The organism is Azonexus sp., from assembly GCF_049652925.1.
Classification (GTDB): domain Bacteria; phylum Pseudomonadota; class Gammaproteobacteria; order Burkholderiales; family Rhodocyclaceae; genus Azonexus.
This window is the reverse complement of the sequence record NZ_JBASFI010000017.1, coordinates 38506-63708: the sequence shown is the minus strand read 5'-3', so window position 1 is coordinate 63708 and position 25203 is coordinate 38506. Positions and strand designations below refer to the sequence as shown.

Below are 25203 nucleotides of genomic sequence, written 5' to 3'. Positions count from 1 at the left end.
TCTTGGAAAGGAAACTGTAATGAAGAGAACCATACTTGCCACGGCAATACTGTCGCTGTTGGCTGTCGCTCCGGTGGCTCAGGCGGCCTCCAGCTCCTACAACATCCAGACGACATGGTATGAGCCGGACACGCAGCCGCGTGACTCGATTTTCATCGGATCGTTCGACTACGATTCGGCCACCCATGCCGTAACGAATCTGAAGGGCATTCTCAGTGAGTCGATGTCGGGTGACATGATCGCTTACCCGAATGACAACATGGCCTGGCTGACACTTAACAATCAGCTGGTTAGCTGGTACGACTCAACGCTCGGCGGAACCTTTGCCGCAACGTTCAAGAACACCAACACCAATACTTTCTGGACGGGTCTTGGTGGCGACGGCTGGTCGCCGCAAGCCGGTGTCGATGCCGGTGGCGTGTACTATGGTTTTCCCAGGGCGGGTAACAACCCCGGCAACGCCTATGCGCTGATCTTTGTGCCGGACAGCCCGTTGACTGCACTGACCAAGGCTCAACTCGACAAAGTGGCCTACGCTGATTGCGCGCCGCTGACTGGTGCGGGTGGATACGGTGGAGGCGGCATGATGGGCGCAGTGTGTATGACCGGCACCAGCGTGGCTGGCTACGGCTCAGTCGGTACGATGAGCGGTTACCCGGTGTCCCAGTCCATTACGGCGGCAGTGCCGGAACCCGAGTCCTATGCCATGTTCCTGGCCGGACTGGGCCTGATGGGCTTCATCGCCCGTCGGCGCAAGACACTCTCCTGAGTACTGCCGACGCGGAGCGCAATCCCGCCTAGGTAGGCGGCGGAGGCGAAAGCCCCGCCGCCTTTTTGCATTTGACGAAAACCATGCCCAAACCATCTCCACGACTTCTGGCCACCTTGCTGCTGGCCTTTCCATGTGTAGCAGTGTGTCAGACGGCTGAACCCGCTGCCAAAGAGGATAGTCCTCAGACCCTGAGTCCGATTGTCGTTACCAGCGAACGTGATCAGGCAGGTGCAATCCGCCTCGATCAGCAAGCCATCCGGGCTCAGCGCGCCAATACCAGCGACACTGCCAGTCTGCTTGAAGGTATCCCCGGCGTCAGCTCTTACGGGGCCGGCGGTATCTCCAGCTTACCGGTGATTCACGGTATCGCCGACGACCGTCTGCGCACGTTGGTAGACGGCATGGACCTGATGACGGCCTGCCCGAACCACATGAATCCGGCGCTGTCCTTTATCGATCCGTCCAAGGTGGGCAGTGTTGAGGTGTTTGCCGGCATCACCCCGGTCAGCGTCGGTGGTGACAGCATTGGCGGCACGATCCAGGTGAATTCTGCTCCGCCAAAGTTCGCCTCCCCGGACGAAGGCTTTCTCGCCGAAGGCGAACTCGGCATGTTTCAACGCAGCAATGGCAATGCCCGCGGCAAGAGTCTTCGCGTGATGGCGGCAGGCGAGTACTTCAACCTTTCATATGCAGAGTCTGAATCGGATTCAGACAACTACTCGGCTGCAGGGGATTTCAAGGTCAAGTCGCCCACTGCCTGGAAGAGCTTGAGCGGAGGGCGGAAGGTTGGCGAACGCGAAGTCGGTGCCAGTGAATACAGGGGCTCGCAAAATCGCGAACTTGGCCTGGCATTGCGCCCTTTCCGGAACCATGTGGTGAAGTTCAGCGTCAGCGAGCAGAGGCTTGATTACGAAGGCTTCCCGAACCAGCGCATGGACATGATTTCGAGCGTCCAGGATCCGAGCGACCCAACTGGGTTTACGTATGTTCTGCAAAAAGGCAAACCGTCCAACGTAAACCAGCTGGCGAATTTCCATTACACCGGCCAATTCGAATGGGGCGAAATCGAAGCACGCTACTTTCACCAGAAGCTCCAGCATCATATGGACATGTTGCCGGAGCGATTCATGTTCATGATGATGCCGATGGATACGGTGGCGACGACTGACGGCGGGCTGCTCAAGGCCAGTATCGACCTTACTGATGCGGATATCCTGCGCGTTGGCTACGACTTCCAGAACTATCGTCTGGATGACTGGTGGCCGGCCATCGACAATGGCGGGATGGGGCCGAATACGTTCTGGAACATCCGCGACGGCAAACGGGATCGAGCCTATCTCTTCGCCGAATGGGACTCACGCTGGTCCCCGGCGTGGATGACCTTGCTTGGAATTCGCGGCGGCACGGTCAAGTCCGATGCCGGGCTTGCCGACGGCTATAACGGCTCCTATTCGGATGACCTGGCCTTCAATGCGCGCGACCACTACCGCAAGGATAGCCACCTCGACTGGACGGCTCTGGCACGCTATGCGCCGGGTGCGACGCAAACCTACGAGGCAGGCTTGGCGCGCAAGACACGCTCGCCAAATCTCTATGAACGCTATCCGTGGTCCTACAACTCGATGGCGGCGCTGATGAACAACTTTGTCGGCGACGGCAACGGCTACATTGGCAATCCGGATCTGAAGCCGGAAATTGCCCATACCCTGAGTGCCAGCGCCGATTGGCATGATGCGGCCAAGGAACAATGGAGTTTCAAGCTCACCGCCTACCTGACTTACGTGAGTGATTTCATTGACGCGCGACGCTGCACACCGAGCATGAATGTGCAATGTCCTGCATCCAACGCGACGTCGACCAACAGCTATCTGAAACTTCAGTATGTCAATCAATCGGCACGATTGTATGGCTTCGACATTTCGGGCAAGGCAGAACTGGGACGCATCGATTACATTGGCAACTTTGCGCTTAGCGGCATGCTCAGTTACGTGCGCGGAGAGAATCGCACCACCGGCGACGACCTCTACCACATCATGCCGCTCAACCTGAAGCTGGCGCTAGTCCATCGCCTGGCCGGCTGGACCAATACTCTCGAAGCCATAGCAGTGGAAGAAAAGAACCGCGTCTCGAGCGTGAGAAATGAGGTGGTCACCCCGGATTACACACTGCTCAATCTCCGCACCAGTTATGCGTGGAAGCATGCGCGCCTGGACGTCTCCCTGGAGAATGCGCTCGACAAGTTCTACCTGCTGCCATTGGGGGGGGCTTATGTTGGTCAGGGCAACTCGATGTCGATCAATACCATACCTTGGGGCATGATCGTTCCGGGGCGTGGGCGGTCGCTCAACATGGCGCTGAACGTTTTCTTCTGATTCCTGGCGTCGCAAGCTGCCTGTGCAAGCCGAATTTCGGTTGATGGGTGATCAGCCTGTCGGGTGCATAAGCGGCTTTCTGGTCGGGTCGGTATAATGAACAAAGGCCGCGTTGACGGCCTTTTTCAATCAATCCGAAAGTTTGTAGTGCATTCACTGGGTGAGAACTGGCGTAGAGGGCAAAAATGTCTCGCTGAGGCGGGAGTCGAGTCAGCGCGCCTCGATGCGCGATTGCTGCTTGAATACGTTGCCGGCTGCACCTATACCGATCTCCTGATGTCCCCGGAAAGTCCTCTGGCGCTTCCGGCGCAGCAGGTATTTAACGAATTTTTGGCACGGCGGGCGACTGGCGAGCCGCTGGCCTACCTGACCGGCGAGGCAGAGTTTCGCGGGCAGGTTTTTCAAGTGTCGCCGGCCGTTCTGATTCCCCGTCCGGAAACCGAGGTTCTGATTGAACTGGCGCTCGAAAAATTGGGGGGCCTGGCTGCGCCGACGGTCGTCGATCTCGGAACCGGCTCGGGCATCGTGGCCATTTCACTGGCGCTCGAATGTCCATCGGCGACGATTGTTGCGGTCGACCTGTCAAAAGACGCTATTTCTGTGGCGAGCAACAATGCCGGGCGGCTGCGTGCACCGGTGGACTTCCGCCAAGGCGACTGGTATTCCCCGCTGGTCGGTGAGCGTTTTGACGTGATCGTTTCCAACCCGCCCTACGTCGCCGATGGCGATCCGCATCTGGTCCTCAACGGGTTGCCCTTCGAGCCGCAAATGGCGCTGACCGATCGCGCTGATGGTCTCGCCTGCATTCGCCGCATCGTTGTCGATGCGCCGGCCTATCTGAATGCCGGTGGCTGGCTGTTGTTCGAGCACGGTTATGATCAGGGTGAAGCAAGCCGGAACTTATTGACTGCTGCGGGGTTCAAAGCCGCATCGACCTTTCCCGACCTGGCCGGTATCGACCGCGTTTCAGGCGCCCATCTTTAAATCAGGAGAAATCATGTCCGACGTTCAGCAACGCATCCACGCCACCGTGACCGGCAACCCGGTCGTCCTTTACATGAAGGGTGACGCCCGCTTTCCGCAATGCGGTTTTTCCGCGACTTCCGTGCAGATTCTGAAGGCTTGCGGAGTTGAAGACTTCGTAACGGTCAATGTGCTGGCCGACGAAGAAATCCGCAATGGCGTCAAGGAATACGCCAACTGGCCGACCATTCCGCAGCTTTACATCAAGGGCGAATTCGTCGGCGGCTGCGACATCATGAAAGAAATGTACCAGACCGGCGAACTGCAGCAGATGCTGGAAGGTATCGCCGCCTGAGTTTCTGTCCGCTGAAACGAAAAACCGGGGCTTGCCCCGGTTTTTTAATTTTGGCCAAAATTTCCGGTTGACCGTGGGATTGGCTGAACTCAGATCTCGGCGACCTGGAAATCAATGGCGGCGCCGTCCTTGACGATTTCCTTGACCGCGCAGTGGGCGATGGTCTCGAGAACTTTTGCCTTTTGCTCAGCAGTGAAGTGTTCGGGAAAATGAACGTCGCTGCGGAATCTGGCCAGCGATAGCGGCCCGCCGGTGCCGGTGAAGGGCTTGCAGTCAATCTCGATGCCGGCGGCCGGAATGCCGAGTTCCTTGCAGGCCTTTTTTGCATAGACTGCTGCGCAGGCGGCGAGTGAGGCGTAAAAGGCTTCCAGCGGGTTCATCAGGGAGCCGTTTACAGAGTAATTGGCCTCGTGTTTGGCGCTGTTGACCTTGATGAGTGGGGTGTTGTCGACAACTGTTTTGTACATGCTGTTTTCCTTGAGTACGAATATTAGTTTTTTCTGATTATACGTAAGGATAAATGGCCTGTCCTCTTCCAGCTGGCGCTCAAGCTGCGTTTTTGAGCTTGTGCGTTGCACCAAAAATGAGTTTTCTTCCTTGTCTTTTGCACCATATCAGAACCTATAAATGATCTTTTTGTCGATGATCGTTGGCAACTTGCTGATTTGAAAATAGCTTTTTGCGGTGCAGCATCCGGCACGGTTTTCGCTATTTCTTCGGATCCATCCTCCACGGGGATGAGAGATCGACAAGGAGAAATCGACAGGATGACCAAGCAGATGGAAACCGCCCAACTTCTTGCCCGCTTCAAATTGCAGGTGAAGCGCGCACTCGGCCAATCGGTCGATCTGGAGCGACTGACGCGTGAGCCGAGCTATGCCCGGCAGCGTCTTTCGGAAATAGAGGAAGCCGCTGAAGAAGAGGAGCTGCTGGTTATGGTCTTGCGCATGCGCGACCTGCTGCTGCCCTTCACACCCGAGGTCGCCGAGGTGGTGTCGGTCGCTGAAGTCGTGCCGGCTCCGCCGGAAGCGGCGAACAAAACTTCGGAAATACGCAGTTACCTGATGGGCGCTCGCGCCTGGAGATAATTCCGGCGCTTGGCCACAAAGAAAACAGGCAACCGAAGTTGCCTGTGAAGTAGGATGTTTTTTCTGCTTAAAGGCGGTCGCGGGCCCGGCCGATGGCAGCCTTGACCTGTTCCGGCGCGGTGCCGCCGATGTGATTGCGGCTGGCCAGCGAGCCTTCCACGGTCAACACGGAAAACACGTCATTTTCCACTTGCGGGCAGAAGGCTTTCAGTTCGTCGAGCGTCAGTTGCGGCAGGTCGACACCCTTCTGTTCGGCCGCCTTGACGGCGTGGCCGACGGCTTCGTGTGCATCGCGGAAGGGCAGGCCCTTCTTGACCAGGTAGTCGGCGAGGTCGGTGGCGGTGGCGAAGCCCTGAGTCAGCGCGGCCTTCATGTTGTCGGCGCGCACCGTGATGCCGCCGGCCATGTCGGCAAAGATGCGCAGGGTGTCGGTGACCGTGTCGACGGCGTCGAACAGCGGTTCCTTGTCTTCCTGGTTGTCCTTGTTGTAAGCCAGCGGCTGCGATTTCATGAGGGTGAGCAGGCTCATCAACTGGCCATAGACACGGCCGGTCTTGCCGCGCGCCAGTTCCGGCACGTCCGGATTCTTCTTCTGCGGCATGATCGACGAGCCGGTGCAGAAGCGGTCGGCGATCTGGATGAAACCGACGCGCGGGCTCATCCACATGACCAGCTCTTCCGACAGGCGGCTGATGTGCATCATGAGCAGGGCGCAGGCGGCGGTAAATTCGATGGCGAAGTCGCGGTCCGAGACAGCGTCCAACGAGTTTTCGCAGACGTCTTCGAAGCCGAGTTGTTCGGCGACAAAGGCACGGTCAATCGGGTAGGTCGTGCCGGCCAGGGCGGCTGCACCAAGCGGCAGGCGGTTGGTGCGCTTGCGGGCATCGGCGAAGCGCTCGGCATCGCGACCGAACATTTCGAAATAGGCCAGCACGTGGTGGCCGAAAGTCACCGGCTGGGCGACCTGCAGGTGCGTGAAGCCAGGCATCGGCGTCGCCGCTTCCTTCTCGGCCAGATCGACCAGGGCCGAACGGAAAGCCTTGATCAGGGCCAGGATGTCGTCGATCGAATCGCGCAGGTAGAGGCGGATGTCGGTAGCTACCTGGTCGTTGCGCGAACGGCCGGTGTGCAGGCGTTTGCCGGCATCGCCGACGATTGCGGTCAGGCGCTTTTCGATGTTGAGGTGCACGTCTTCGAGGTCGAGCGACCATTCGAACTTGCCCGATTCGATTTCCTCGGTGACGACGGCCATGCCGCGTTCGATATCGGCCAGGTCGGCGGCGGCGATGATGCCCTGTTTGGCCAGCATCCGGGCGTGGGCCAGCGAGCCGCGGATGTCCTGGCGCCACATGCGCTGGTCGAAATCGACCGAGGCGGTATAGCGTTTGACGAGATCGGAAACTGGCTCGGAGAAGCGTCCGGCCCAGGTGTATTGATTGGCGTTGGAAGTCATGACTCTGGTCTAGAATGGGGCAAATCGGCGACGAATTTGGAACAAACCCGCACAAAGATGACAAGTATACGGCACTTTCCCGCGACTCACCCCTTGCCTGACTGGCGCAATTTCGGCGTCATGCTACGCGTACTGCTCGGCATCAACGTGCTGGCCGCCCTGGCTGCGCTGCTGCAGGCGCCGGATATGGCCGGCTGGGCGGCGCACTATCTTGAACTGGCGGCCGTCGTCGAGCCGCAGTTGCTGGTCGGTCTGGGCCTGCTGTCGTTGTTGCGCGATGTCCTGTGGCGCCTGCCGCTGCGCCTCGGGCAAGCATGCGTGCTTGGTTTGGCCGGCGGGGTCGCGGCGGCCCTGTTCTTCTATGTGGCCTCGCTCGGTCTGGCCGATGGCGGCAGCCTGTGGCGCTCCGTTCTATTGGCGATGGCCGCCGCCACTTTGTTGCTCATGTATTTTGATCTGCGTGCGCGCGCCATTACCCCGGTGCTCAGCGAGGCGCGGTTGGCGGCGCTCAACGCGCGGATTCGCCCGCATTTTCTGTTCAATTCGCTGAATGCCGTGCTGTCGCTGATCCGCGCCCGGCCGCAACAGGCCGAAGAGGCGCTCGAGGCGCTGTCCGATCTCTTTCGCGCCGCCATGCGCGATCCGGGAGAGTTGGTCAGCCTGGCCGACGAAATCGCGCTGGGCAAACAGTATCTCGAACTCGAAACGCTCCGGCTCGGCGAACGTCTTACGGTCGACTGGAAAATCGGGGCAATTCCGCTGGACCTGCCGATTCCGCCGCTGATGCTGCAGCCACTGCTCGAGAACGCGGTCTATCACGGTATCGAGCCGGCACCGGCAGGCGGTACGGTGCACATTGCCATCGATCAGCGCGCTCAGGAACTGCGCATCTCCGTCGCCAATCCGACCGTCGGTCAGACCCAGCATGCCGCTGGCAACCAGATTGCGGTGGCCAATATCCGCGAACGGCTGGCCTTGTATTACGATCTCGAAGCCCGTCTGGAAATCGAGACGGACGATCATTCTTATGAGGTTCGCATCATCCTGCCATGTCAACGCCGCAAGCCGCCGCTGCCCCGCTGAGGGTCCTTATCGTCGATGACGAGCCGCTGGCGCGCGACCGCCTGCGCGCCCTGCTCTCCGATATCGCCGGGCAATTGCCGAGCGAAGTGGTCGGCGAGGCAGGAAACGGCCTGGCCGCGCTCGAGGTCTTGCGGCAAAACCCTGTTGACGTGGTGCTCGCCGACATCCGCATGCCGGGCATGGATGGCATCGAACTGGCAACCCACCTCGGCCGCCTGGAAAAACCGCCGGCCGTCATTTTCACCACTGCCTACGACAACTATGCGGTGCAGGCCTTCGATCTCAATGCGGTCGACTATCTGCTCAAACCCGTGCGCACCCAGCGTCTGCTCGCCGCCCTGCAAAAGGTGCCGGGGCCGCAGCCTGATTTGGCGCTGCTCGCCGGCATCGGCCACGAAATGCGCGGTAGCGGGAGGACCCATCTGTCCTGTCACGAACGCGGCCGCTTGCTACTGGTGCCGATCGGTGAAGTGCTCTATTTCAAGGCCGACCTCAAATACGTCACCGCCCGGACCATGGAGCGCGAATACTTGCTTGACGACACGCTGGCCCACCTCGAAGTTGAGTTTGCCGAGCGCTTTCTCCGCCTGCACCGCGCTGTGCTGGTTGCCAAGTCTGCGCTGGCCGGTTTCGAAAAAGCAGCCGGCGACGATGCCGAAGCCTATGGCTGGGCGCTGCTGCGTGGCGTGCCGGAAAAGTTGCCGGTCAGTCGCCGCCAGTGGGTGCCGGCCAAGGCGCTGGTCAAGAATTCCTGAATTTCCCGCCGAGACCTTTGATGAGCCGAATCTGCCCCCACTGCAACTATGCCCGCCAGGCCACCGACAATGCGCCGGACTGGCAATGCCCTTCCTGCGAAAAAGCCTATGCCAAGACCGGTGGCTTCCAGCCACCCGAGACATTGCGCGAGTATGGGGCCGCCGCCGCGTCGGAGAGCCGCGGTGGCTTGGGCAAATGGCTGCTCATTTTGATTGTTCTCGGCGCTGCCTTCTGGTTCGGCCGGCCGCTGTTCCAGCAAGGGGGGACCCCGGCGGTCCTGGCAACTGCTTCCGGCGAACAGCCTGCAGTCGTGCTTTATGCCACCAGCTGGTGTGGCTATTGCAAGATGACGCGAGAGTTCTTTGCCGCCAACGGCATTCGGTACACCGAGCAGGACATCGAGCAAAGTTCGACGGCGCTCCAGCAACACAAGAAGCTCGGGGGTAATGGTGTGCCCCTGATCGTCGTCGGCGACGAGGTTATCAAGGGCTGGAACGAGCAGGCGTTACGCCACTTTCTGGGGCCATGGCTACGCAGCTGATCTTCCGATTCCAGGCAGTGCCTCAGGTCAACGCTGGCGCCTGAGTCCCCGGCTCGGCGATGCGCGGCTTGGCGCGTCGGGGAATGAGATCGTGATCAAGCAGGCGCTCTATCCGGAAAAACACTTCGTAGCGCGAGAAAGGTTTTTTCATGAAGTCGTCGGCCCCGATCCGGGTGCCGAAAAACTGTTCCATCGCCTGTTCGTTGCCGCTCATCATGATGACCGGAATGTCGCGGGTTGCCGGGTCGCGGCGGATGGCGCGCAGCGCGGCGAAACCGTTGATGCCGGGTAACACGATGTCGAGAAAAATCAGCTCCGGGGGCTGCGCGTGCAACTGCGCCAGACCGCTTTCTGCATCAAGCGCCTCGAGTGTTTCATAGCCGGCCGAGCGAAGAAATTTCTTGAGTACCGTGACGATGGTCTTGGAGTCGTCGATGATCAAGACGCGCGTCCCTTCGCGGGCGTTGATCCGTTCCTTGCCACGGCGTTCGGGCGGTGGCGCCGTGCTGGCGACGGCAGGAGCCGGGGCTGGTGGTACTGGCGCCGGTACATGGGTTGCTGGCGCTTGCCTGAACAGCGAGCGGATTTGATCGAGAATGCCCACGACTACCCCCTGAGTAGATCACTGCAATGCGTCGCGCCAGATGTTGTTGTTTTGCGGGCAATCTGCCTGCCCGCAAACCCCGGCTGCTGTCTTGCCCGGTATTTTAGAATGCCTTATGCATTTGTTTTTGATTATTTGAATCGTTCTGAAGAGTTTTGTTTCTGGGCTGTAGCTCTCAGTCCGGAGTCCGGATGACGGCTTCAAATCCATCCGGAGAGACTCGGGTTCGGTTGCGAAAGCTTTCCAGTGCATCGGCTGCATCCGTCAGTGTCACGATCTTGTGAACGTCTGAAGGAATGCTCCGAACGCGCGAGACTCCCATGCCGCCAGCCCAAATTTCAATCGACGGGTTCAGGATTCGCCTGATTTCGCTTAGCAGTGGAGCGATTCTGCGCGACGGATAGGCGATGCTGAATGACAGCCCAAGAATGTCTGCCTTGTGAGCTTCGCATGCTGCGGCAAGCTCGCTCATTGGAATTTGGCTTCCCATCGAGATGCAATAGGCACCTTTCAGCGAAAACAGCGCCTGGGCCATCAGGATGCCGATGATATGAGACTCCCCCGGCGGAGTGGCGAGCATGATTCGGGGGCTGTGCGTACTTTTTGTCAGCGGAGTAATGGCTTCCCGCAAGAGGGTTTGCACGGTTTCTGCATACAAATGCTCCTGATGGATTGTCAGGGTGCCATCAGCCCACCCATCACCAATGGTTTGATTTAGTTCAGTTAGATTGGCCTGGACAAATGTGCCTAGTCCGCTATCCAGTAATTCTTGTAGCAGGCATTGCCGCAAGCTTGCTGGATCGTGCCTGTGCAGAGCGTCGAGAACGGTTTCTGCAAATTTTTCATGGCTGGGCCAAGCCGGTGATGTGTGCGTTTCGGCAAAATGCTGCAGTTGTTCGGCGTTCAGGCGGAGTAGCTTGGCAGGGCGTATGCCTTGGTCGAGAAGGCGCTTGACCAGGCTGAGTTGCTTTACTTGGCTGGTTGGGTAGAGGCGCTCACCTTTCAGGTCGCGCATCGGGGCAGGGAAGCCATAGCGGACTTCCCATTTGCGCAGTGTGTCGCGAGTCAGGCCGGTTTCGCGTTCGACTACCCCGATTGGCATGCAAGTATCGTTTGCAGTGTCGAAAACTTCACGTTGGCCTGGACAATTTAATTGACTCAATGTTTTAGTACCTTTAGCATAGCTCGGGCAAAAAATCGCCTTTGACACAATTTAGCCATGGTTGCTTCCCGGATCAGATGATTCATCTAGCCGCCCAGAACAGGATTCCGTTGGTGCATCAAAAATTGGATTCGCATCATTCGAGCATCAAGATTCGTGATAGCGGCGTTTGTTCCCATCTTCGGCAAGTGACTCATCTGGCGCATGTTCGCCTGAATCAGCACCCCATGCTTTCAGGTTTGACCAAGCAGGGCTATTCGATGGATAAATATACCGTCGTGCTGGCTGCTTATTATCATATATATGCGGCTATTGAGCGCGGTATTGGCGAATTTCTGCGGAACTCCTGTTTCCCCTTTGGCTATGGCGAGCGAGTGAAGCTGCCATGGTTGATGGCTGATCTGGATCATTTCGGTATCGACCCGAATATGTCGACTTGGCAACCTTTGGCGCCGATCGAGTTGGCATTGCCAGCCAGTGTTGGCACGTTGATCGGCTGGCTCTATTCCATTGAGGGTGCGACGCTGGGTGGGCAGGTGGTTTCCAGCCACCTTTTCCAAACGCACTCTCTGACAGCTGGCTCGGGAGCGCGGTTTTTCAATGGCTATGGCGATGCCAGTGAAACACAAAGGTGTTGGCGGGAGTTCGGTGCATTTGCCGACGCCTTTGCCGGGGAGCCAGACCAACTGCAATGCGCTGAAGCGGCTGCCTTGGCGATATTTGAATTGATAGAGGCTCAATTGAACGAACGCCATGCCCAATTTGAAAGCTGATCCCCGCTACCAATATTTTCTCGAAGAGGCACTCAAGCAGTGTGCCGAAGAACGCATTCACCAGATAGGCACGATTCAGCCAGCAGGGGTGCTGATTGCCGTTGATGATGGTGATCTGACCATTCGCATGGCCAGCGCAAACCTTGGCGATATGTTCGGATTGTCGGCACAGGCGGTCATCGGCCAACCGATCGATTTTCTGCTGGGCAGCAAGCAGACTGAAAAACTCCGCAATCTTGCAGCACAGGAAATTTGGCCAGGAAGCGTTATTTGCTCGATTGAGCTGATGCGCAACGGTCGCAGTACAGCGTTTGACGTCCATGTCTTTCGGGATGGTGGCTTGCTCGTAATTGAAATAGAGAACGAGCCACCGGCGGATAACGATGTCTTCCATCAGCAATTCATCCCGATTCGCGATTCGCTATGGAAGCTGGACGCCGAAGAGGATATGCAGCGTTACAGTCAGGCGGTGGTGGACGAGGTTCGGTTACTGACCGGCTATGACCGAGTCATGATGTACCGCTTCGATCATAACTGGGATGGCGAGGTAATCGCCGAGAGCAAGGTCGACGGCTCGCTGTCGTATTTGGGCAACCATTTTCCGGCTTCGGATATCCCGCCTCAGGCGCGGGCGCTTTACACACGAAATCTGGTTCGTCTGATCGTCGATGTGGAGCGCGAATCGACACCGATCCTTTCCGCCGGCGGCCCCTTGGAAGAGCCGCTCGATCTAAGCCTGTCATGGCTACGCAGCATGTCGCCGGTGCATGTCCAATACCTGATCAATATGGGGATAAGGGCAAGCTTGAGCATTTCGCTCGTGCAAAACAACCGCCTGTGGGGGTTGATCGCCTGCCATCATTTTTCGCCGAAATACGTTCCTTTGCGTTCGCGGGAAATGGACGAATTCATCGGTCGCATGGTGTCGCTCAAATTGAGCAATATGGAAAGTGCAGAACGGGGGCGTCTGCAGGAAAAGATTCGGATACTGCTCCAGCGCCTTACGGAGTCGATTCGGCAAAGCAGCAATCTGGAGGAAGTGGTCAAGGCCTATCAGGATGATTTTCTTGGCCTGGTTCACGCCGGTGGGGCCGTCATTTCAATTGGCGGTATTCGCCACAAAATTGGCCTGACACTGCCCGATGTCGTCCTTGAGAGGTTGCTGGTCACCCTCAAGGCTTTGCCGCCGATGGCCGTGTACTGTACGGACCATCTGGCTGATTTTATCTCCATGGAAGAGGGCTTGGGTGATCTGGTCAGCGGCTTGATGATTGCGCCGCTAGACCACCTGATGCGTGATTTTGTCATGTGGTTTCGGCCGGGAGTGTTGCGCACCTTGCGCTGGGCCGGTCGCCCGGAAAAACAACTGGTTCGTGATGAGGATGGGAGCGTGCATATTTCGCCGCGTCAGTCCTTTGATACGTGGATGGAAACCTATCGCGACAAGTCGCAGGCCTGGTCGCAAGTCGAAGTCGATGCAGCGGGGGCCTTGTCGCTGGCTCTGATCGAGGTGCTGGCCCAGCATGCTCTGAAGTCGAGTGAAGCGGGTTATCGCCTGCTTGCGGAAAACTCGACGGACCTGATCGCCCGTCTTGCCCCCGGGGGGCATTTCCTTTTTGTCTCACCAGCCAGTGTCGACTTGTTCGGAAGCCAACCCGACAGGATGCTGGGGCGAACCCTGCAGGAGTGGGTGCTGCCGGAGGACAGGGCGATCATTGTCCGGGAGTTGGCCGAACTCGGCGTACTCGGGAGTTACTCGACAACCCTGTTCCGTTGCCGCCGGGAAGATGGCCGGGTTATCTGGGTGGAGGCAACGCTGAAGCGCACGCGGGGCATCGAAGAGAGCTCGGAAATCGTCGTCAATGCGCGCGACGTGACGCAGCGCCATACCTATCAACTGGCCATCGAGGACATGCATCGACGCAATGCCCGGATCATGGATGCTTCCGGCGAGGGCTTGCTCAGCCTGGATTCGTCCGGGAAAATTGTTTACGCCAACGAGTTCATGGGGCAGTTGCTCGGTATCGAAAGCGTCCGGATTGTCGGCGGTGATTGTTGCGGCACGCTGTATCGTGGGCCTCATTCAGACGAGCGAAGAGCAGCTTGCCCTTTTCTGAACACCTTGCTGGATGGTGAGACCCGGCAGGGGACTATCGATCTTCCGCAGCCGCGGACAGATCAGTCGATGTCGGTTCATTTCGTTTGCACGCCGCTTTTTGATGGGCCGGGTATTGTCGGCGCGGTGCTGGTCTTCCGCGATGTTGGCCAACAGGCAGACAGCGATAGTGCTTCGGCAACCGATGTCATTCTCGAGCAGACTATCGAAGCTGTCATGGTGACGACTGCCAACGGAGTTATCACGTCGGTTAACCGTGCTTTCTCCGAAATTACCGGTTTCAGCGCCGAGGAAGCAATCGGCAAGACGCCGCGTCTGCTCAAGTCCGGGGTGCATACACCGAATTTTTACGAGGATTTCTGGCGGAGTTTGCAAATAAAACGACGCTGGACCGGCGAGATCTGGAATCGCCGCAAGAATGGTGAAATCTATCCACAATGGGGCAGCGTCACAGCGATTGTTGATGCCACTGGCAAGGCGCGGAATTATGTCACCGTTTTTTCTGATATTTCCAAAGCGAAGCAGGCTGAGGAAAAACTCTATTTCCTCGCCAATCATGATGCACTGACCGGTTTGCCGAACCGCATGCGCTTCACCGACCAGCTGGCCGGGGCGATTGACCGGGCGCGGCGCAGTGCCGGAAAAATTGCTGTGGTGTTTATCGATGTTGATCGCTTCAAGCTGGTTAACGACACGCTGGGACATGCTTCGGGTGATATCTATCTGCGGGTGATCTCTGAGCGCCTGCAGCAGACCTGTCGCAAGCAGGACACGCTGGCGCGCTGGGGCGGCGACGAATTTGTCATGGTCCTCGAGGACGTCACCGACCAGAGTGGGATCGACACGACAATCAACCGCCTGCAGCGTGACATCAGTCAAGAGGTGTTGCTTGATGGTCACCGGCTGGTGCCGACGATCAGCGTCGGGATCAGCATTTATCCGGAAGATGGCGTTTCGCCGGGCGACCTGATCAAGGCCGCGGATTCGGCGATGTATCGTGCGAAAGATCTCGGCAGAAACCGTTTTGCCTACTTCACGGAAATCATGAGCCGGGAGATCAGCGAAAAATTCAACGCCGCCGGCGAACTGCGGCGGGCCATACTGGAAGGCGAGCTGTGCCTTCACTATCAGCCGCAGATCAGCGCGATCAATGGCCGCCTGATTGGTGTCGAGGCACTGGTTCGCTGGCAGCACCCGACGCGGGGCCTGATTCCGCCGCTCCAGTTCATTCCGGTGGCGGAAGAGCTTGGCTTGATCGAGGATGTCGGCAAATGGGTGCTTGCCGAAGCCTGCCGTCAGATGCGCGAGTGGCTCGATAACGATGTGCCGATCTGCCGCGTGGCGGTCAACGTGGCGCCACTGCAGTTGAATGCGGATTTCGTCAGCTTCGTCGAACAGGTCATCATCGATTCGCGCCTGAAACCGGAGAACCTGGAGCTGGAAATTACCGAGGGCGCGCTGGAGGCCGGAGAAAAGGTCAAGTGCGTACTCCGTCGACTGCGGGACATGGATATCTCGCTCTCGGTGGACGATTTCGGCACCGGCTATTCCTCGCTCTCGCACATCAAGCTTTTTCCGATCTCCTGTTTCAAGATCGACAAATCCTTTGTCGATGGCGTACCTGGCTGCGAGGAGGATGTCGCCATTATTCGGGCTATTCTCGCCCTGGGCTCCAGCCTGCATGTCGACATTGTTGCCGAAGGCGTCGAAACCCAGGAGCAGTTCGAATTCCTGCGTGATTCCGGGGTAACCAATATTCAGGGCTTCTATTTTGGCAAGCCCATGCCGCCGGATCTGATCGCCGAATACGCCCGTTCTGTCTGAGTGTCGACAAGCGCGGTGACGGCCATTTCAAAAATGGCCATTTTTTCCGGTTGACCGTGGTATTTGGCGGTGGCCGGACAGGATCAGGCCAGCGAGCGCGTCACCACTTCGAGCACATCACGTGACAGTCCGGCGTGGTCGCGGATGCGTTCGAGTGCCAGGCGAGCGTGGGCCTGGCGGCCGGCATCAAACTTTTTCCAGCGGTCGAAACAACGGGCCAGCCGCGAGGCAACCTGCGGGTTGCGGTCGTGCAGCGCGATGACCTGGTCGGCGATGAAGTCGTAGCCGCTGCCATCGGCCGCATTGAAGCGGGCCAGATTGGCGCCGAAGGCACGGATCAGGGCGTAGATCTTGTTCGGGTTGCCGATGTCGAAGGCCGGGTGGGCGGTCAGGGTGGTGACGGTGCGCAGGGTGTCTGGCCGGCGGCTGGTCGATTGGACTTGGAGCCATTTGTCGACGACCAGCGCTTCATGTTGCCAGCCCGCGTAGAACTCGTTGAGTGCTTCCAGACGTTCCGGGCAGTCGTCGATGATGTTGGCCAGCACAGCCAAGGCGGCAAACTGGTCCGTCATGTTGTCGGCCTGGCGGAAATGCTGCATGGCCAGGCGCCGGGTTTCCGCCATATCGAGTTCGGCCAGGAAGCCAAGGCACAGGTTGCGCAGGGCGCGGCGACCGGCCTGTTCGCTGCTCGGTGCGTAGGGGGCGTTCGGGGCGAGGTCGGCATAGAGGCCGGCGAATGCGCCTTCCAGTTGCTCGGCCAGATGCTTGCGCAGGCCGTTGCGGGCGGCGTGCAGGGCGTCGGGATCGACAATGGTCATGGCTTCGGCCAGCGTTGATTCGCCGGGCAGGGTCAAGGCTTCGGCGACGAAGGCGGCGCCGCGCCCGGCTTGCGTTTGCAGCAGGCGGCGGGCGGCGTCGACGAAGCTGGCCGGCCAGACGGGCGCCTGACCGGCGGCGATGGCGGCGGTGGCGTCGAGGATCAGGGTCGAGGCCAAGCGCTGGCCGGCTTCCCAGGCGTTGAACGGGTCGCTTTCATGAGCCAGTAGCAGGGTCAGTTGTTCCGGCGTGTAGTCGAAATCGAGGACGACCGGGGCCGAGAAGTCGCGCAGCAGTGAGGGCACGGGTTCGGCGGCGATGTCGTTGAAGACGAAGGATTGCGTCGTGGCAGTCAGGTGCAGCGTGCGCTCGGTGCCGGGCAGGAGATCGCCGTTGTCGGCGAATAGCGCGACGCGGATCGGGATCAGGGTCGGCGCATCATCACTGGCGCGCGGGTTGGTCTGCGCGCAGGTCAGCGTATAGGTTTTCGCTTCTGCATCAAAAAAGCCGTCGACCGTGACATGCGGCGTGCCGGGCTGGTTGTACCAGCGCATGAATTGCGTGAAGTCGAAACCGCTGGCTGCGGCCATGGCGGCGATGAAATCCTCGCAGGTTACGGCCTGGCCATCGTGGCGGCGGAAGTATTCGTCCATACCCCGGCGGAAACCGTCGCGGCCGATCAGGGTCTGGATCATGCGGATGACTTCGGCGCCCTTTTCATAGACCGTCGAGGTGTAGAAATTATTGATTTCGACGAAGCTGCTCGGGCGGATCGGGTGGGCCATCGGGCCGGCGTCTTCGGGGAACTGGGCGGCGCGCAGGCCACGTACTTCGCGGATGCGGGCAGTCTGCCGGTTGTGCAGGTCGGCGCCGAATTCCTGGTCGCGGAAGACGGTCAAACCTTCCTTCAGCGAGAGCTGGAACCAGTCGCGGCAGGTAACGCGGTTGCCGGTCCAATTGTGGAAATATTCGTGGGCGACGACGCGGTCGATGTTCTCGAAATCGACGTCGGTGGCGACATCGCTGCGCGCCAGCACGTATTTTGTGTTGAAAATGTTGAGGCCCTTGTTTTCCATGGCGCCCATGTTGAAGTCGCCGACGGCGACGATCATGTAGTGGTCGAGGTCGCATTCGAGGCCGAAGCGTTCTTCGTCCCACTTCATGGATTTTTGCAGGGCGGCCATGGCGTGCGGGCACTGGTCGAGCTTGCCCGGTTCGACGTAGATGGCGAGTTGAACAGTGCGGCCGGAGGCGGTCTGGAAGGTGTCTTTGAGGACGTCAAGCTTGCCGGCGACCAGGGCAAACAGGTAGGCCGGTTTCTTGAACGGGTCGGCCCATTTGGCCCAGTGGCGGCCGTCGGCTTCATCGCCGGCAGCAACCGGGTTGCCGTTGGCGAGGAGGACCGGGTAGGTCGCCTTGTCAGCGTGCAGCGTCGCCGTGTAGGTGGACATGACGTCCGGACGGTCGAGGAACCACGTGATGCGGCGGAAACCCTGCGCTTCGCACTGGGTGAAATAGCCGTCGGCTGAACGGTACATGCCCGACAGCCGGGTGTTCTTGTCGGGATCGATGCGAACGACGGTTTCCAGCGTGAACGTGTCGGGCAGATCGGCGATGGTCAGTGTGTTGGCGGTTTCCGAAAATGGCACATTTTTCCGGTTGACCGTGACACTCAATGTTTTCAGCTCGTCACCGTCGAGTACCATCGGCTGGGCCGGGACGGCGGGGTTGCGGCGCATGGCCAGCATGGCGCTGACGGTGGTACCACCAGTTTCGATGTTGAAGTCGAGATCGACGGTGTCGATCAGGTAGGCAGGCGCGGCGTAGTCCTTGAGGTAAACGGTCTGGGGCGTAGTGGTTTTCATTTTTTGGCGGACGGCAGGGGGGAACCGTCGATGATACGCCAAACCGGCCGGGGGCTGGCGGCCCGCCTCAGCGGGCTGCATGGCCTGTCAGGCAGGCCATGCGCCATCAGTCCGGCTAGTGATCGCGGCCGTGCCCGCGACCGTGGTCATCGCCGCGACCACGTCCGCGGTCATCACCGCGATGGTCGTCCCGATGGTCGCGTCGCTCATGGCGGCGATAGTCATCGCGGTAGCCATCACGGCCGCGGTCACGGTGGATATGGCGCTCCTGATAGCGCGGGGCGTATTCGTGTCGATACCAGTTGTCCTGCACGAAATAGACGCGTTCGCCGCAGGCCCCGTAGCGATGGCAATGACGGCGCCAGTCGCGGGCATGGCCGGGGGGCACGCGCAGATAGAGCGGCGGACGGCTGACCGGGACGCGCTGGATCATCATCGGCTCCGGAAAGAGCAGCGGTGGGGGCGGGAAACCGCCGATGTCGAGACGGCCGTAGAAGCCCGGTTGGCCGATATTGACCGAGACCTGGGCGGAGGCGGGGGCGCTGAGGGTAGCGGCGGCGACGGTCATGGCCATCGCCATCAAGATGCGTTTCATGTTGTGTGTTCCTCGTTGGGGTGTGGCTATATAACGCGTTCAATCGTTGCCGGGATGACCCGGCGACCTGAAACAAATTGTAAGTGGGGTGCCCAGGCCCGGAAATGCGATGGGGAAACTATCGCCGCTGCCAGACCTGCCAGCGTTCGCGGCCGGCGAAAACCGGGATCGAATCGCTGACTGGCCGATCTTCGATGCGCTCGAAATTGGCAACCAGAAGTTCATCGAGTTGGTCGGGCAGGACGCCGAAAGGCGGGCCTTTCGGCTGGTCGCAGAGGAAAAAGAAGCCGGCGAGCAGCCCGCCCGCCGGCAGCAGTTCGGCGACGCGCCTGCCCCAGTCGGTCCACAGCTTGCGCGGCAGGGCGCAGAGGAAGGCGCGTTCGTAGATCAGCTCGACGGGCCGGGCTGGCGAAAAGGTAAAAAAGTCGGCGCAGACCAAGTCGACCGGAGCATTGCCCAGAATGTTTCGCGCCGTCTCGATGGCGATTGGCGAAAAATCGAGTGCGGTGACCGGCCAGTCGATTTCAGCCAGATGGGCCGCCTCCCAGGCGCTGCCACAGCCCGGGATCAGCGTATTGAGCGGCGCCGGTTGGCGGGCGATGAAGTCGGCAAAGGTATCCGGCACCTTGCCGGCATCCCACGGTGTGACGCCTTCGCCGAAGCGCTTGCACCAGAAATCCGGGTGTTCCGGACGCTGCTCCGGCGGCTTGATGGCCTCGCTCATGGCTTTTTCAGGTCGCGGGCCGATTGTTCGACGGCGTCTTCGAGGTAGCTCTGGTAAAAATCAGGCAGCCGGGCGCCGACGATAGGATTGGCCAACTGGCGGCCATCCGGGCCATAAAAGGCGACGACCGGCACCAGCTTGACCTTTTCGGCGGTAGCGACGCCGGCGTGGGTCGAGGCGCCGCCCTTGAAGTCGGTGAGCGCCTGGGTTTCGCCATCCTGATTGATCTGCCGGATAACCACGCGGTCACGAAAGCGCGGGTTGGCGGCGAGTGGTTTCAGGTAGTCGCGTTTGACCGCTTCGCAATATTTGCAGTCCTGGCGGCTGTAGATAACGATCAGCGGGCCGCCGGCCCTGGCCGCTTGTGCCGATTCAGCGCGCAGGTCGATGGCGGCTGGCAGGTCGGTCGCACCCCAGGATGGTGCGGCCAGCCATGCTAGAATCAGCCCTCCCAAAAGCCCTGCCCATTGCCTGCTCATGTCCCGTCCTTCGAAGATTGTCATTGCCTCCCGCGAATCCCGTCTGGCCATGTGGCAGGCGGTGCATGTCAGAGAACGCTTATCGAGTTTAAATCCCGGAACCGAAGTTGTCATTCTCGGCATGACCACCAAGGGCGATCAGATCCTAGACCGGCCGCTCGCCGAAATCGGTGGCAAGGGCCTGTTCATCAAGGAACTCGAAGTCGCCATGCAGGAAGGCAAGGCCCACCTCGCCGTCCATTCGATGAAGGACGTGCCGATGGTCATGCCGGAAGGCTTCGTGCTGGCCGCCATCTCGGCCCGCGAAAATCCGCTCGATGCCTTCGTTTCGAACAAATACAACGGTCTCGACGACCTGCCGGCCGGTGCCATCGTCGGCACCTCCAGCCTGCGCCGCGAATCGATCCTGCGCGCCAAGTACCCGCAACTCGTCATCAAGAGCCTGCGCGGCAATCTCGATACCCGCCTGAAGAAGCTCGATGCCGGCGAATACGACGCGATCATCCTGGCCGCCGCCGGCCTGATCCGCCTGGGCATGGAAAGTCGCATCAAATCCGTGTTGACCGCAGAACAATCTCTGCCGGCCCCCGGTCAGGGCGCGCTGGGCATCGAACTGATCGATGGCGCGGCCGACATGGCCGACGTTGTCGCCCCGCTCAACGATCCGGAAACGGCTCACTGCGTCAAGGCCGAGCGCGCCTTCTCGCGCGCTTTGGGCGGCAGTTGCCAGGTGCCGCTCGGCGGCTACGCGATCATCGAAAATGGTCAGCTCTGGTTGCGCGGTTTCGTCGCCACCGCGGACGGCAAGGAAGTGGTCAGCGCCGAATTGCGCGGCAACCCGGCCAACGACGAAGCGCTCGGCTTGCAATTGGCAGCCGAACTGCGCGCCAAGGGCGCCGACGCGATTCTGGAAAAGCTCGCGCACTGCAAATGACTCATAACGGCCCGCTCGCCGGCCGAACCATCGCTGTCACCCGGCCGCAGGCGCAGGCTGCGCCCCTGGCCGAGGCGATCGTTGCCGTCGGCGGTACACCGCTGATTTTCCCGCTGCTTGAAATATCGCCGGCTGCCAATTCGCAACCGCTGGCCGACGCGGCTGCCCGGCTGGGCGACTATGCCCTGGCGGTGTTCATCAGCCCGAACGCCGCCGATCACGCGCTGCCGGTTTTGCTGGCGCAGCGAGCCTGGCCTGAATCGCTGATCCCAGCCGCAGTCGGCCAAGGCACGGTGAAAGTGCTGGCCGAGCGCGGTATCCCCGGCTGCATTGCCCCGACCGAGCGTTTCGACTCCGAAGCCCTGCTTGAGTTGCCGGAGCTGGCAGCTGAGCGCGTCAGCGGCAAACGTGTCGCCATTTTTCGTGGCGATGGCGGTCGCGAACTGCTCGCCGACACCCTGCGCGAACGCGGTGCGACGGTCGATTGCGTCACCTGCTATCGTCGTTCCGGCCCATCTTGTGGCGTCGAGCCGCTGATGGCGGCATGGCGTGCTGGTAGCCTTGATGCGCTGACCGTATCGAGCAGCGAAGGTCTGCGTTATCTGGTCGACCTTCTCGATCCTGAGGGCCGTGCCTTCCTGCAAAAAACGCCGCTCTTCGTCCCCCACGCCCGTATTGCCGAAAATGCCCGGGCTTTGGGTTTAAGCAACATTCTCCTTACCGATGCAGCCGACGCCGGCATTCTCGCCGGCTTAGTTGCTTATAATTGGCCGGCATGATGCCCGAAAACGAAAATCCCTCCCCGACGACCATGACCTACCTCCCGGCGCCGCGCGCCAAGCGGATCAGCCCGTGGCTGTTCGTGGCCATTGCTGCGCTGACGCTGGCTGGCTGGCAGTGGTTCGAAACCCGCCAGCGGCTGTTCGATGTCCAACAGGAACTCAGCCAGAAACTGGCCGAGTTCGACACCGCTAACAAGGAAGATCGCGGTGCCCAGAAACTGTCGCGTGAGCAGGTCGAAGCACTGCAGGCCCGCCTCGGCGCCGTCGATGGCAAGATCGCCGAGTTCCAGGCCCAGTCCACGACCTTGCAGGCTCTGTATCAGGACATCGCGCGCAGCCGCGAAGAACTTGCCCTGATTGAAGTCGAACAGGCCATCGTGCTCGCCGGGCAACAACTGCAACTGGCCGGCAATCTGCCGGTCGCCGTGCTCGCACTGCAGACAGCCGACGCCCAACTGGCGCGCCTCGACCGCCCGGCTCACCTGCCCCTGCGCAAGGCGCTGGCCAAGGATCTGGCCCGCCTCAACGCGCTGCCTTTCGTCGATATGCCGGGCATCAGCCTGCGTCTGGAACAGGTGCTGGTCGGTGTCGACAAGCTGCCGCTGGTTTCCCACGGTCGACCGGAAAAATCGGCTGAAAATGAAATGGCTGCCGAGTCGAAAACCTGGTGGCAGCGCACGGGCGGCGCCATCTGGCAGGAAGTGAAAGGCCTCGTTCGGATTCAGCGCTTCGACCGCGAGGACGTGGCGCTGCTGGCGCCCGGTCAGGGCTACCTGCTCCGTGAAAATCTCAAGCTGCGCCTGCTCAATGCCCGCCTCGCCCTGTTTGCACGCGATCAGTGGACCTTCCGCAACGAGCTCAAAGTTGCCCAGGACATGTTGAACCGCCATTTCGAAGCCAGCGACAAAGCCGTCCAGACGGCACAGACCACGCTGCGCCAGATGACAGCGAGTGAAATCAACGTCGAGCTGCCAACCCTCAACGATAGCCAGGCAGCCTTGCGCAACTTGCGTCCGGGCAAGGAAAAGCGGTGAGAGGGCTGTTCTGGATTGTCGCCCTGTGCGGACTGGCCGTCGCCGTCGCCCTCGGCGCCCGCTATAACGATGGCTACGTGCTGGTGGTTTTTCCACCGTGGCGGGCCGAGGTTTCGCTCAATCTTTTCATCATTGCGCTGCTCGCCCTGTTCTTCGTGCTCTATGCCGGCACGCGGGCGCTGGCGGTGACCTTCGGCCTGCCCAAACGCGTGCGCGAATACCGCGCCCAGCGCCAGCGTGAAAGTGCCGCACTGGTCTTTCAGGACGCCGTTCGTCTGCTCTTCGAAGGTCGTTTCGGCCAGGCCTTGAAAAAGGCCACTGAAGCCCACGGCGCCGGTACGGCCCCTGGCCTCTCGGCGCTGATCGCCGCCCGCGCCGCCCAGCGCATGCGCGAGCCGGAAAAGCAGCAATACTGGCTGGAACACGCCAAGACTGACGATCCGCGGACCGAAGCGGCGACGCTCATGCTCGACGCCGAAATGGCCAACGAGGCGCGTCGTTTCGACGAGGCACTGGCCGCTCTCGAAAAACTGCAGGGCAAGCAGGGGCGCCATATCGCTGCGCTACGTCTCGAGTTGCGCGCCCGTCAGGGTGTCGGCGACTGGGATGGCGTGCTCAAACTGGCCCGTCAATTGGTCAAGCGCGATGCGCTGCCGGTTGAAGTGGTCCGCGAAATCTGCACGCAGGCTCATCTCGGGAACATCGCCAAACGCGTCGCCGATCAGGGCAAGCTGACGGCCTATTTGCGCACGGTACCCGAAGACGAGCGTGGTCGCCGCGTCGTCCTCGCAGCGGCACGCGCCTTGGTCGTTCTGGGCGCCGAGGCTGAGACGCAGAAACTGATCGAAACGGTGCTCGATGCGGTCAAGAACGAAGAGTGGCAACCCGAGCTGGTGGCCATTTACGGCCGCCTGACCAACAGCGAGCAGACCGCCCGCATCGCCAAGGCCGAAGGCTGGTTACGCCAGCACCCCGATGATGCCCGCCTGCTCAAGGCGCTGGGCCGCATGTGCATCCGCCAGCGTCTGTGGGGCAAGGCGCAAAGCTATCTGGAGGCTTCGCTGTCGGTTGAGCCGTCGCAGCAGGGACACCTCGAACTGGCCCGGCTGTTCGACCAGCTCGACCGGGCCGAAGAAGCCAACAAACATTACCGGGCCAGCGCGCTGCTGGACGCCCGCTAGGCGCCGCTGGCGCCTGGCTTTTTATCTCAAACCCAGTCCTGCGGTTTGAGGAAGACTTCATAAAGTTCGGCTTCCGGCGTGCCGGCTTCCGGTTGCCAGTCATAGCGCCACTTCACGATCGGCGGCATCGACATCAGGATCGATTCGGTGCGGCCGCCCGACTGCAGGCCGAACAGCGTGCCGCGATCCCAGACCAGATTGAACTCGACGTAACGCCCTCGCCGATAAGCCTGAAAATCGCGTTCGCGCTCGCCGTAAGGCGTGTCGCGGCGCTTGGCGAGCACCGGCAGGTAGGCCTTGGTGAAGGCGTTGCCGACTGACTGAGTCAGATTGAAGCAGCGCTCGAAGCTGCCTTCGTTGAGGTCGTCGAAAAACACGCCACCGACGCCGCGCGGTTCGTTGCGGTGCTTGAGGAAGAAATACTCGTCACACCACTTCTTGTATTTCGCATAGACCTCGTCGCCGAACGGCGCCAGCGCATCCTTGCAGGTCTGGTGAAAATGGACCACATCTTCCGTTTGACCGTAGTAAGGCGTCATGTCCATGCCGCCGCCGAACCACCAGACATCCTCTTCGCCTTCCTTGCGGGCGACGAAGCAGCGCACGTTCATGTGCGCCGTCGGGCAGTACGGGTTGCGTGGATGCAAAACGAGCGAAACACCCATCGCTTCCCAGGCGCGGCCCGCCAGTTGTGGACGGACTGCGGTAGCCGAGGCGGGCAGCGAATTGCCGGTGACGTGCGAGAAATTGACGCCGCCACGCTCGAAGAAACTGCCTTCCTCGATCAGCTGCGAAATGCCGCCACCGCCTTCCGGACGCTGCCAGCTGTCGGTGCGAAATGGCTGGCCGTCAAAGGCTTCAAGCTCGGCGACAATACGGGCCTGCAGACCGGTGAAATAGGTTTTTAGCTGGGCGGTGTCGATACTCATTT

23 protein-coding genes are annotated in these 25203 nt (G+C 60.2%); 14 read left to right on the top strand and 9 right to left on the bottom strand.

Going from position 1 to position 25203, the window contains the following annotated elements; all coding sequences use genetic code 11:
- Window positions 1-19: 19 nt before the first annotated feature.
- The 4 genes from WBK19_RS08610 (at window position 20) to grxD (ending at window position 4462) form a co-directional block, all read left to right on the top strand.
- Window positions 20-769 carry a PEP-CTERM sorting domain-containing protein gene (locus WBK19_RS08610; RefSeq protein WP_511288798.1) on the top strand — a complete coding sequence of 250 codons (750 nt, stop codon included), beginning with the start codon at window positions 20-22 and terminating at the stop codon, window positions 767-769.
- A gap of 83 nt (window positions 770-852) precedes the next feature.
- Window positions 853-3144, top strand: a complete 2292-nt coding sequence (locus tag WBK19_RS08605; RefSeq protein ID WP_511288796.1) for a TonB-dependent receptor — start codon at window positions 853-855, stop codon at window positions 3142-3144.
- 147 nt (window positions 3145-3291) lie between these two features.
- Complete coding sequence (prmC, locus tag WBK19_RS08600; RefSeq protein WP_511288794.1) at window positions 3292-4128, top strand: peptide chain release factor N(5)-glutamine methyltransferase; 837 nt, start codon at window positions 3292-3294, stop codon at window positions 4126-4128.
- Between the two features lie 13 nt (window positions 4129-4141).
- Complete coding sequence (gene grxD / locus WBK19_RS08595) at window positions 4142-4462, top strand: Grx4 family monothiol glutaredoxin (RefSeq protein ID WP_226496244.1); 321 nt, start codon at window positions 4142-4144, stop codon at window positions 4460-4462.
- An 89-nt stretch (window positions 4463-4551) separates the two neighbouring features.
- Here grxD and WBK19_RS08590 read toward each other — a convergent pair whose 3' ends face one another.
- The gene (locus WBK19_RS08590) at window positions 4552-4929 is read right to left on the bottom strand and encodes an OsmC family protein (protein ID WP_511288792.1); all 378 of its coding nucleotides are present in this window, start codon (window positions 4927-4929) and stop codon (window positions 4552-4554) included.
- 300 nt (window positions 4930-5229) lie between these two features.
- On the opposite strand from WBK19_RS08590, the gene WBK19_RS08585 reads away from it, so the two are divergent.
- Window positions 5230-5550 (top strand): hypothetical protein, encoded by a 321-nt coding sequence (locus WBK19_RS08585; RefSeq protein ID WP_494646936.1) that lies wholly within the window; start codon window positions 5230-5232, stop codon window positions 5548-5550.
- A 67-nt stretch (window positions 5551-5617) separates the two neighbouring features.
- Here the strand turns inward: WBK19_RS08585 and argH are convergent, their stop codons facing one another.
- Entirely contained in the window at window positions 5618-7003 is a 1386-nt protein-coding gene (gene argH, locus WBK19_RS08580; protein ID WP_511288790.1) for an argininosuccinate lyase, read from the bottom strand.
- 93 nt (window positions 7004-7096) lie between these two features.
- Here argH and WBK19_RS08575 point away from each other — a divergent pair, with 93 nt between their 5' ends.
- The 3 genes from WBK19_RS08575 (at window position 7097) to WBK19_RS08565 (ending at window position 9383) form a co-directional block, all read left to right on the top strand.
- Window positions 7097-8086, top strand: coding sequence for a sensor histidine kinase (locus WBK19_RS08575; RefSeq protein WP_511288788.1), 990 nt, complete (start codon window positions 7097-7099; stop codon window positions 8084-8086).
- Window positions 8053-8841, top strand: coding sequence for a LytR/AlgR family response regulator transcription factor (locus WBK19_RS08570; protein ID WP_511288786.1), 789 nt, complete (start codon window positions 8053-8055; stop codon window positions 8839-8841). Before WBK19_RS08575 ends, WBK19_RS08570 begins: the two co-directional genes overlap by 34 nt.
- A 311-nt stretch (window positions 8842-9152) precedes the next feature.
- Entirely contained in the window at window positions 9153-9383 is a 231-nt protein-coding gene (locus WBK19_RS08565; RefSeq protein ID WP_511288946.1) for a glutaredoxin family protein, read from the top strand.
- A gap of 22 nt (window positions 9384-9405) precedes the next feature.
- Here the strand turns inward: WBK19_RS08565 and WBK19_RS08560 are convergent, their stop codons facing one another.
- Window positions 9406-9987 carry a response regulator gene (locus tag WBK19_RS08560; protein ID WP_511288784.1) on the bottom strand — a complete coding sequence of 194 codons (582 nt, stop codon included), beginning with the start codon at window positions 9985-9987 and terminating at the stop codon, window positions 9406-9408.
- Window positions 9988-10162: 175 nt separating this feature from the next.
- Window positions 10163-11197, bottom strand: coding sequence for a MerR family transcriptional regulator (locus tag WBK19_RS08555; RefSeq protein WP_511288782.1), 1035 nt, complete (start codon window positions 11195-11197; stop codon window positions 10163-10165).
- 65 nt (window positions 11198-11262) lie between these two features.
- Here WBK19_RS08555 and WBK19_RS08550 point away from each other — a divergent pair, with 65 nt between their 5' ends.
- Together WBK19_RS08550 and WBK19_RS08545 are read left to right on the top strand one after the other, a co-directional pair.
- Window positions 11263-11922: a biliverdin-producing heme oxygenase gene (locus WBK19_RS08550; RefSeq protein WP_511288781.1), complete on the top strand. Its 660-nt coding sequence runs from the start codon at window positions 11263-11265 to the stop codon at window positions 11920-11922.
- The gene (locus WBK19_RS08545; protein ID WP_511288779.1) at window positions 11903-15862 is read left to right on the top strand and encodes an EAL domain-containing protein; all 3960 of its coding nucleotides are present in this window, start codon (window positions 11903-11905) and stop codon (window positions 15860-15862) included. The genes WBK19_RS08550 and WBK19_RS08545 overlap by 20 nt, the downstream gene beginning before the upstream one ends.
- Before the next feature lie 83 nt (window positions 15863-15945).
- Here the strand turns inward: WBK19_RS08545 and pepN are convergent, their stop codons facing one another.
- The 4 genes from pepN to WBK19_RS08525 all read right to left on the bottom strand — a co-directional run bounded on the left by pepN (window position 15946) and on the right by WBK19_RS08525 (window position 20341).
- On the bottom strand, window positions 15946-18543 hold the full coding sequence (gene pepN, locus WBK19_RS08540) for an aminopeptidase N (protein WP_511288777.1): 2598 nt from the start codon (window positions 18541-18543) through the stop codon (window positions 15946-15948).
- 115 nt (window positions 18544-18658) lie between these two features.
- Window positions 18659-19138: a hypothetical protein gene (locus WBK19_RS08535; protein WP_511288775.1), complete on the bottom strand. Its 480-nt coding sequence runs from the start codon at window positions 19136-19138 to the stop codon at window positions 18659-18661.
- A gap of 118 nt (window positions 19139-19256) precedes the next feature.
- Window positions 19257-19862, bottom strand: coding sequence for a methyltransferase domain-containing protein (locus WBK19_RS08530; RefSeq protein WP_511288773.1), 606 nt, complete (start codon window positions 19860-19862; stop codon window positions 19257-19259).
- Window positions 19859-20341, bottom strand: coding sequence for a SoxW family protein (locus WBK19_RS08525; RefSeq protein ID WP_511288771.1), 483 nt, complete (start codon window positions 20339-20341; stop codon window positions 19859-19861). The genes WBK19_RS08530 and WBK19_RS08525 overlap by 4 nt, the downstream gene beginning before the upstream one ends.
- On the opposite strand from WBK19_RS08525, the gene hemC reads away from it, so the two are divergent.
- Genes hemC through WBK19_RS08505 form a run of 4 tightly spaced genes read left to right on the top strand, consistent with a single transcriptional unit; the run spans window position 20340 to window position 24272 of the window.
- Window positions 20340-21275: a hydroxymethylbilane synthase gene (gene hemC / locus WBK19_RS08520; protein WP_511288769.1), complete on the top strand. Its 936-nt coding sequence runs from the start codon at window positions 20340-20342 to the stop codon at window positions 21273-21275. The two genes, WBK19_RS08525 and hemC, sit on opposite strands and share 2 nt — an antisense overlap.
- Window positions 21272-22054 (top strand): uroporphyrinogen-III synthase, encoded by a 783-nt coding sequence (locus tag WBK19_RS08515; RefSeq protein WP_511288767.1) that lies wholly within the window; start codon window positions 21272-21274, stop codon window positions 22052-22054. Before hemC ends, WBK19_RS08515 begins: the two co-directional genes overlap by 4 nt.
- Before the next feature lie 32 nt (window positions 22055-22086).
- Window positions 22087-23091 carry a uroporphyrinogen-III C-methyltransferase gene (locus WBK19_RS08510; RefSeq protein WP_511288765.1) on the top strand — a complete coding sequence of 335 codons (1005 nt, stop codon included), beginning with the start codon at window positions 22087-22089 and terminating at the stop codon, window positions 23089-23091.
- Complete coding sequence (locus WBK19_RS08505; protein WP_511288764.1) at window positions 23088-24272, top strand: heme biosynthesis protein HemY; 1185 nt, start codon at window positions 23088-23090, stop codon at window positions 24270-24272. The genes WBK19_RS08510 and WBK19_RS08505 overlap by 4 nt, the downstream gene beginning before the upstream one ends.
- A 26-nt stretch (window positions 24273-24298) precedes the next feature.
- On the opposite strand, the gene hemF is transcribed toward WBK19_RS08505, so the two are convergent.
- A complete protein-coding gene (hemF, locus tag WBK19_RS08500) occupies window positions 24299-25201 on the bottom strand; it encodes an oxygen-dependent coproporphyrinogen oxidase (RefSeq protein ID WP_511288762.1) in 903 nt (300 codons plus the stop codon).
- Window positions 25202-25203: the final 2 nt, after the last annotated feature.